This is a genomic window from Rhodanobacter sp. DHG33, assembly GCF_014843005.1.
Classification (GTDB): domain Bacteria; phylum Pseudomonadota; class Gammaproteobacteria; order Xanthomonadales; family Rhodanobacteraceae; genus Rhodanobacter_A.
Genome location: NZ_JACYXM010000032.1, coordinates 1 through 364 on the forward strand (window position 1 = coordinate 1; position 364 = coordinate 364).

The 364-nt window shown below is 61.3% G+C and carries 1 protein-coding gene; it reads right to left on the reverse strand.

Features of this window, described 5'->3' with window-relative positions; genetic code table 11:
• On the reverse strand, positions 1–364 hold a 364-nt coding region (locus tag IHE46_RS16850), incomplete at both ends, for an AMP-binding protein (RefSeq protein ID WP_192166088.1).

Below are 364 nucleotides of genomic sequence, written 5' to 3' on the forward strand. Positions count from 1 at the left end.
AAGGTGGTGCTTTCCGTGGGGCCATAGCAGTGCAACAGGCATTGCGGAGGGTACTGATTCAACACGCGAGCGACGAGGGTCGGATCGACCGCGTCGCCCCCGATGAGCAATAAGCGCAGACCGGTCAGGGCCGTGCCCAGCTCCTCGGCGATTTGACGGAAGAGGCCCGCCGTGAGGTGCAGTACGCTGATACGTTGTTGCTGCAACAGCGAGCGCAGTAGTTTGGGTTGCAGAACAGTGGCATGGGGGACGGCGACCAGGCAGGCCCCGTGAAGTAGAGGAGCCCACACTTCCAGCGTACTGATGTCGAAGGAAACATTGCCTAGCCAGGCGATGTGATCGCCCGCCTCAAACGAGGCATAGC